Source organism: Clostridium sp. BNL1100 (assembly GCF_000244875.1).
Classification (GTDB): Bacteria; Bacillota; Clostridia; order Acetivibrionales; family DSM-1351; genus Ruminiclostridium.
On the sequence record NC_016791.1, the window covers coordinates 2,975,558 to 2,983,319 of the forward strand.

The 7,762-nt window shown below is 32.7% G+C and carries 12 protein-coding genes; 1 reads left to right on the forward strand and 11 read right to left on the reverse strand.

Going from position 1 to position 7,762, the window contains the following annotated elements:
* Positions 1-117: 117 nt before the first annotated feature.
* Positions 118-1,242, reverse strand: coding sequence for an ROK family transcriptional regulator (locus CLO1100_RS12655; protein WP_014314147.1), 1,125 nt, complete (start codon positions 1,240-1,242; stop codon positions 118-120).
* Between the two features lie 274 nt (positions 1,243-1,516).
* Between CLO1100_RS12655 and CLO1100_RS12660 the strand changes: the two genes are divergently transcribed.
* The gene (locus tag CLO1100_RS12660; RefSeq protein WP_014314148.1) at positions 1,517-2,236 is read left to right on the forward strand and encodes a Pr6Pr family membrane protein; all 720 of its coding nucleotides are present in this window, start codon (positions 1,517-1,519) and stop codon (positions 2,234-2,236) included.
* Here CLO1100_RS12660 and CLO1100_RS12665 read toward each other — a convergent pair.
* From CLO1100_RS12665 to CLO1100_RS12705, 10 genes are all read right to left on the reverse strand, one after another.
* A complete protein-coding gene (locus CLO1100_RS12665; RefSeq protein WP_014314149.1) occupies positions 2,205-2,768 on the reverse strand; it encodes a 3'-5' exonuclease in 564 nt (187 codons plus the stop codon). The genes CLO1100_RS12660 and CLO1100_RS12665 overlap by 32 nt on opposite strands.
* 12 nt (positions 2,769-2,780) lie before the next feature.
* A complete protein-coding gene (locus CLO1100_RS12670) occupies positions 2,781-3,215 on the reverse strand; it encodes a DUF2812 domain-containing protein (RefSeq protein ID WP_278244356.1) in 435 nt (144 codons plus the stop codon).
* On the reverse strand, positions 3,208-3,408 hold the full coding sequence (locus CLO1100_RS21270; protein ID WP_278244357.1) for a DUF2812 domain-containing protein: 201 nt from the start codon (positions 3,406-3,408) through the stop codon (positions 3,208-3,210). Before CLO1100_RS21270 ends, CLO1100_RS12670 begins: the two co-directional genes overlap by 8 nt.
* A 2-nt stretch (positions 3,409-3,410) precedes the next feature.
* The gene (locus CLO1100_RS12675) at positions 3,411-3,746 is read right to left on the reverse strand and encodes a PadR family transcriptional regulator (protein ID WP_014314150.1); all 336 of its coding nucleotides are present in this window, start codon (positions 3,744-3,746) and stop codon (positions 3,411-3,413) included.
* A gap of 154 nt (positions 3,747-3,900) precedes the next feature.
* A complete protein-coding gene (locus tag CLO1100_RS12680; protein ID WP_041700248.1) occupies positions 3,901-4,836 on the reverse strand; it encodes a S66 peptidase family protein in 936 nt (311 codons plus the stop codon).
* A 5-nt stretch (positions 4,837-4,841) separates the two neighbouring features.
* Positions 4,842-5,024 carry a hypothetical protein gene (locus CLO1100_RS12685; RefSeq protein ID WP_041700250.1) on the reverse strand — a complete coding sequence of 61 codons (183 nt, stop codon included), beginning with the start codon at positions 5,022-5,024 and terminating at the stop codon, positions 4,842-4,844.
* Between the two features lie 102 nt (positions 5,025-5,126).
* Positions 5,127-6,353, reverse strand: coding sequence for a DUF4179 domain-containing protein (locus CLO1100_RS12690; RefSeq protein WP_014314152.1), 1,227 nt, complete (start codon positions 6,351-6,353; stop codon positions 5,127-5,129).
* A 25-nt stretch (positions 6,354-6,378) separates the two neighbouring features.
* Positions 6,379-6,903 carry an RNA polymerase sigma factor gene (locus CLO1100_RS12695; protein WP_014314153.1) on the reverse strand — a complete coding sequence of 175 codons (525 nt, stop codon included), beginning with the start codon at positions 6,901-6,903 and terminating at the stop codon, positions 6,379-6,381.
* Between the two features lie 155 nt (positions 6,904-7,058).
* On the reverse strand, positions 7,059-7,505 hold the full coding sequence (locus CLO1100_RS12700; RefSeq protein WP_014314154.1) for a GNAT family protein: 447 nt from the start codon (positions 7,503-7,505) through the stop codon (positions 7,059-7,061).
* Complete coding sequence (locus CLO1100_RS12705; RefSeq protein WP_014314155.1) at positions 7,502-7,747, reverse strand: hypothetical protein; 246 nt, start codon at positions 7,745-7,747, stop codon at positions 7,502-7,504. The genes CLO1100_RS12700 and CLO1100_RS12705 overlap by 4 nt, the downstream gene beginning before the upstream one ends.
* Positions 7,748-7,762: the final 15 nt, after the last annotated feature.

Here is a 7,762-nt window from a genome sequence, read left to right on the forward strand (position 1 = left end):
AAAATGAAATTTTTTTAATTTATATTTAGTACATTTGTACAAAAGGTAGAAAATTGTATTTAAAAATGAAAGGCAGCAATATGCTTTTACATATTACTGCCCTTATAAGAATTGCTTTTAAACGTTCTTTATAAATTGATCAACATGAGCAAGCGCAGCACCTACAGCGGTTGCCTCAAGCTTATACTTACACGCATGAAGGTAATTTCCGTCTACTTCAAAAGTATTGTATCTTGCCACCATATGCCTTAGCTCACCAATATACTCGTCCATGTAAGCTCCGGCATATCCGCCTAATATAACTTTACAGTCAAACAACATTCGCAAATTATTTATTGCTACTATTAAATGTGATATATATTCATTCCATAAACGTTTCTGTGGTTCCATATTTAGCTTCAATAATCTAAAAAACTCTGCAATATTTCCGTTGGTACTATCTGACAAAAACTTTGCCGAGCAATATGCATCAACACATCCTTTTTGACCGCAATAGCACTCTCTTCCGTTTGGTACTATAGTCATGTGCCCAAACTCTCCGCCTCTTTGGTTCTGTCCGTCATAAATATTTTTGGCTATTATTATAGAGCCTCCGACAGAATTGTTTAAAGAAAGATATGCCACATTTTCATTTGAATCTTCACGCCACATTTCTGCAAAACCGCCCGCGTTGGCATCGTTGCTCAAAATAATGGGGTATGGAATAAATTCCTGAAAAGCATTTATACTACCACCCTGAAAGTCAATAACCGTAGCGTAACTAACAGTCTCACGGTCATCGGAAAGTATGGCAGGCAATGCTATACCGACCCCAAGTATATTGGCTTCATTAATTCCAGCTTCACTTACCAGCTTTGTAACAAGATCGCCTACTCCCTTAAAATATTCTTTATGATTTTTAAAAGGGTACTGTATTCTAAAATTCTTTAGAAGCTTTCCGCTAAGGTCTATTATTACAATACTTACATGATTGCGTGTTATGTCTAGACCTACTGCATATTTTGCAGAACTATTATATGAGATAGCCTTAGCCTTTCTGCCTCCCGTGGATTCAAAAAGGCCTGTTTCTATTACCAGCCCACGTTCCTGAAGTTCCTTTATATTCTGAGTTACTGTAGGCAGACTCATATTTAAGGTATAAGCAATCTCCTGGATAGATATGGGTTCATGTTTGTAAAGAAAGTTATATATGGCATTTCTATTTATTTTTTTTACCTCAATGCTATTTACCTTAGTTGCCATAATTTCAACCACCCAACTTTTATAAATGTCTTTTATTAATGTTAATACTATAACAAATCTAATATTATTTCAATAGCAGCCACCATGATTATAGCATAAATATTACCATTCTGTATTGGTAATTTTCTGTAAATGGTATAAAAAATTTAGAATTTAGTATTTTTATGAGATATTGTATAGATTTTAGTACATTTTATGGTATAATTGTTTTAGAAAAATAAATAAATACCGCTGTCAAAAGAATAAAAATTGTCGAAATGCAGAGGTGAGAATTATGTATATTCAAAATCGATTGCTCGCATTAATTTTTAGGATTTTGTTTTTATTTGGTTGTGGAATAGGTTTATACTTGAACTCTGGAATTCCCAGTGGAAAATTTGCACCTTATATGCTTATTTTCTATACGATACAGAGTAATGCCTTGTGCTTTGTGTTCTTTTCTATTCTGGCGGTAAAAAATCTGGTTGATATCAAAACTAAGGGTATCAAGGGTTCTACCAGCGTCTTTCCCCACCTAAAGGGTGCAGTTACCATGACAATTTCAATGACATTTATTATTTACCACTTCGTACTGGTTCCTTTATATACTTCTCACGATGCAAACTATAGAATTCTTAACTGGCAAAATATTCTGGTACATTATTTTGTTCCCATAATGACTGTTTTAGATTGGCTGTTATTTGACAAAAAACAAAATTTCAGATGGTTTGATCCCATGCTTTGGATTTCTGTTCCAATCTCATATTTCATATTTCTTATAGTTAGAGCAAGAATTGGCGGAATGATTGCAATAGTTCAAAGCAAATATCCATATTTCTTTGTTGACGTTGATATTCTCGGATGGATTAATGTATTAAAATATGTAGGTGTTTTTATTCTGGGTTTTCTTATTCTTGGGTATGTTATTTATTTGGTTGACAAAATCTCCCTTGACAATATCAGATTTAATTTTGTAAAGCCAACTAGCTTTTATTCAAATACCTATAAAGCTTGATCATGTTTGCGGCATCATCAACGCTTCTGTGTATTGTACCGTGGTAGTTTTTTCTGATTATTTGAAGTGCCTTGACAAGATTGCAGGAGGAAGAAGGGAGTGCTGTAAATTTCATAAACTGTTCCTGTAAATCTATTAGTCCTTCTTTATGGATTATGTTTAAAAAATCCTTATTTTTAGTTCTGTGCCTTCTAAGACTTCGTTTAAGGAGAAAAGTGTCGTAGTTCCCCCATGTATACAGTATGGGGCTTTGAGTGGTTTGATACTGAATTATCCATTGGTAAAAGAGGTCGATTGCCCGGTTGAAATCTATGCCGTTTTCTACATCAGATTGACTAAGGCCTGTAAGCTCTTTGCAGTAATCAGATAAAACGGGCTCTATTTCGGGTCTTATTACAGCTGAAAATTTGCCGATTTCTTTTAAATTTTGTCCGGTTGCCACTGCCCCTATTTCAATTATTTCAGCATGGGGCCGTTTGTATTTCTCATTTTTATCCCAGCAAGTAGCTTCAAAATCAACGAATATTAACATATATCTTCCTAGTTATATAACTGATTTAGCATGGTTTTCTCTTTTGTATACTCTGTGCAGTTTAAAATAAAAATATCCGTAAAAGAGTATTATTATGGGGAATATCAGCCAGGAAAAGCCTCGACCCATTGCAAAAGGAGTTTCGAACATAAAAGATCTCCAGAATCTTATACCTGTCATATCCCAAAGTCCCGGTGTATAATACAATTCTTGCGGATACAGGAAAGCCCTAAGGTTTATATACCCGTTATTGATAAACACTATTGTTATCGGTATGTATGTCAGTACCAGAGTTAGCCACATGTCAGCCATTCTCTTATATTTTGCTGCCTTAGAGGGGGTATCGGAAAATATATCTTCTGGCTCAGAACAGTTTGTTTTTTTGAAATATTGTACACCTGAATACTTAGTCCCTTTGATATGCATCCAACCGCTGTCTTCAAACATTAGCAGATAATCCAAAATCATTTTGTGACTTAAAATACCTGTAGTCGGATTTTATAATTACGTTGGGATTGCTTTCCTCTATGAAATAATATGTGCTGCCGTTAGAATATACAAGTTCTTTTCCTTCTTTGAGCATTTGATTTATCCATTTTTCTTCTTTTACAGGATCCATAAAAAACTTTCTAATTTTCATTATCAACAATCACTTCCTTCAGAAATCTTATAACCATATTTTTCTGCCACGTTTACAATGTGTGCCAACCTGTTTGTTTCCTGCTGCAATACCATTTTCCCAAGCTCTGTAATCTGATAAACCTTTCGTCTCTTATCGCTGACATCCAAAATGCTGATTAAATTCTGTTTTGTCAGGTTTTCCAAGGCTCCATACATGGTACCTGCAGCAATTCGGACTTTTCCGTTGCTTAACTCCTCAACCTTTTGCATAACAATATATCCATGGCCCGGTTCATTCAGGGAAAGGAGAATATACAAGGTTGTTTCTGTTAATGGCAGGTATTTATCTAAATTCAATTTATCACCACCTACAAACTATACAGTTCAACTGTATAGTTTGATTATATACAGTCAGACTGTATATGTCAATGAGTAAATAAAAAACCACCATATAAATTCAGTCAATGTCTATGGCGGTTGTTAGTTATATTTAATTTTTGCTTTGTTTCTATTAATGACTTAATATCTTCAGTAAAACTGATTTTCCTACCGCTTGGACTTTAACTTTACCACCTATTGGGAATGTAGCCATTGGAAAGACATGGCCAAAATCCACATTAAAAACTATTGGTATATTTTTTAATTGTTTTTTTGTTACTACCATTCTTTTTATAGTTTGTACATCCATTTTACAACTTGTGTCAAAACGTCCAAATACAATACCTTTTATCCCATCACTCTCTACTGTCTGAATAAGGGATTGAAGATTTCTATCAAATTCTAAAGGGAAATAGTCTCCCACAATGTTGTCATCCTCAAGAAATAAAACTTTATTTTTCAAGCTGGGCATAAATTGTGTCCCCTGCAACAGGTTTAAGGTGCAAAGGTTTCCTCCTACAATTTCGCCCTCACAAGACCCTTCCTGAATGACATAGTATTCTTTTGCTTGTTGAGACGGCTCAATAAAATACTCGTCGGAATTTATCAAACATTTATCAAAATATTGGTTTGTATACTCAATACCATCACTAAATCCCAATGAAGTAAAATTAGTTCCACAATAAGTAACTAATCCTGTTTTAGTGTAAATTGCATTACTTAATGCAGTAATATCAGAAAAACCACATAGAATTTTAGGATTTTCTTGTATTATAGAGTAATCTATATATTCTAATATTTGATTCACATTAAAACCACCAACACAAGCAATTATCGCTTTAACATTTTTATCCATAAAGGCAGTATGTAAGTCTTCAACTCTCGACTGTATACTAGAAGAATTTGCTTCATCAATTTCCCGACCATTCTTTGAAAAAGTTACTATATACCCTTTATCTGAAAGGAATTTCAGAGCATTTTCAAAAACATCCTGCCTTACGACGCTTAAACTTCTGGAAGGAGCTATTACCCTTATTTCATCATCAAAATTTAGCTTTTTTGCAATCATAAGATTCACCCCAAACTTTCCTTAAATATTTTTTCTAGCCGTTCAAATGGAACCTGTTGATTATGAAAGATTTGCAGCATCCCTTTGGGTGTTATTTTATATTCTGTTAACTCATCTTTGTAGAAAACTACCGCTTTGGCTTCAATACTAATATGGTCTTTAAAAGGAATAAGGCGAACAAAATTCATTTTACAGTTCCTTTTTAATCTACAACCCGACATTGCTATAATTATACATTATATAATTACGTTATTACAAATATTTACTTTAACCCAAGAAAGGCCTTTCCTTTATTTATGTTTATATAATGGAATGCTTGTATTCCCTATAATCAATACAGGTTCACGAGAATAATCAATTGTTGAATCAAACATAACACAGTAATTAGAGCTTTCATCATTTTGTGATGGTGATGATATGGTTGCACCGATATCTTTTAGTGTTGTTCCGTCTCTATATTTTATTGAAATTTGTTGAATAATCGGTTCACTCAGTTTTACCATTACACTCATTTGGTAAACATTGATTGACTCTATTAAAGCAGCTTCAACATATATTTTTTGAGGGAGTAGTATTTCATTAGGCTTGTTATCTAAATTTAAATCAAAACTTACGTTTAACGGCTCTTTAAAAGTATATAATTTGGGAGTATTAATTACCAATTCATAATCATTTATATTATTACTTTCAAGAGGCCCGAATGTGTAAGTATATATTCCCTCGCCTTTATTATCCGTATCATGAATGCTTTGTCCAATAGCATAATGTTCTTGTTTAATTTCTTTATTTCTAATTTTAGGGTTTAGTAAGGTGTAGGCATTTGGTTTTTTTATCTTTAAAGAAACACAGGAATTAATAAATTCCAAGTTGGTAATTCGCATATTCAAATTTTCATCTAAATCATAATTTTTTATATTTAATGGCAGTATTTTCTGATTAACGTTATCTGTTAAGCCTATACTTTCAATAACAAACTTAAATTTGGAATTTTTATCTTTTATTACATCTTTGTTTGATTCAAACCTAAAAATAACACAATTTTGCTTCCCATTGTTAATTTCACCGAAACTGCGAACAAAATTCCTTACACCATTAATCTCAAGATAGCACTCATTAAATGTTGCTTTGTTTTGGAATATGTGCTTCGTTTTATCCGTTAGTTTATAAAATAATAACACACCGTTATTTTCTACTAATGCTGCATTTACAGTCAGCTGTATACCTTCTTGTTCATCGGACTTATTTACTAAGTTGCCATTAACCGGGCCTGGATTACTGCCAAAAAATCTAACAATATAATCACGAATATCAGAGTTTACTGTGGCATATGCCGTAACAGATATTGTTAAGAGTAAAACAATGCACATAGCAACTACAACAGGAGCGTAACGAAATTTCTTTCCGGTAAATGTATTTTTTTTAGGTTCTACAGAAATTTTATTCCAATATTCTGGTGTAATTTGCTTGACTTCTGCCAACAAGGCTTTTTTAATTTTTCTTTCCTTTATCAAAAACATAAAATTTAAGCTCCTTTCGTTGTTTCTATTTCAGTAAATCATACATATCCTTTATTGCGGTCCGGTATTTCCAAGTAATAGTCCCCATAGGACGTTCTAATATATTACTTATTTCCTTAAATTTTAACCCTGCCAGAACGTGCATTACTACAATTTGCTGTTGTTCAAAATCAAGCTGTTTAAGTGCTTCAAATACTATTATTTTATTTTCAAAATCTGTTTTTTGTTTAGTATTAGCAATAATATTTCCGTAGCCGGATTCAGAATCAAAAGTTGTGACGATTTCCTTTTTCTTTCTAAGCACATCGATAGAAGCATTCCTGGCTATCTGCAATATCCATGCTTTAGGACTAGTCCCTTTTTTATATGAAGTAGCATTTGCCATTACTTTAAAAAATACTTCCTGCGACACGTCTTCAGCAAGATATCTATCTTTCAAAATTATATAAGACAGAGTATAAACAGCCTGATTAAGTTCATCATATATGAATTTAAGGCTTTCATAATCACCATTTGCAATTTTTAATATACTCTGCTCTAATTTTTTCAATAATAATTTCACCTCCTATAAATTAAACGTTTAATCGGTACTATTTTATGGAATATTTAGAAATGTTTTTTGATTTATATAAGAATTCTTAAAAAAGAAATTTGTGAATGAATTAACTAGGTAAGAAATTTACGAGGTTATAGTTGCAGTATTTTTTAAGTCCGTCGATTCAATTTGATTGCTTTATATTCTGTATTTGGTATCGAATATAAAACTGAATCTCGCCATCTTTCCTTTACCCATCTATGTTCCCTCATACAACCTTCATATATCATTCCTGCTTTTTGCAAAACCTTGATTGAATCTAAATTTCTTGAATCACACAGTGCGTCAATTCTATGAAGGGATAATTCCTTGAATCCAAATGAAATTACTTCTTTTACCGATTCAGTTGCATATCCTCTTCCCCAATATTCCTTTGATAGCCTATAGACTATTTCACCTCCTTTATGAAAATGGATAGGACAGTTAAGGCCACATTCACCTATTAGCCTATTATTTGATTTTAATATTATTGCAAATCGAATAAATTTTCTTGGTTCTTCTTTTTCCTGACTTGAATACCCACTATACATCTGGAGCTTCAAACCACTTACTATCACTTTTTCCAAAACTTAAGATTGTTATATTCCCCAGCTGTCTTCCGCAGATATTTCTCATCAATTTCAGGCCATTCGAACCCTATTCTACCTAAAAACCAATCGGTAAATTCACATCTGACTGCCGGAACTTTTAATTTTGAATTACTGTTTTTAGTTATTAGAACAAGCTGTTCGAATAAGCGTTCGCTTATCTGGTTATTTCGATATTGCTCCAAAATCATATCATCCTCTGTGTATTTCAAATCAATGCCTGCTTT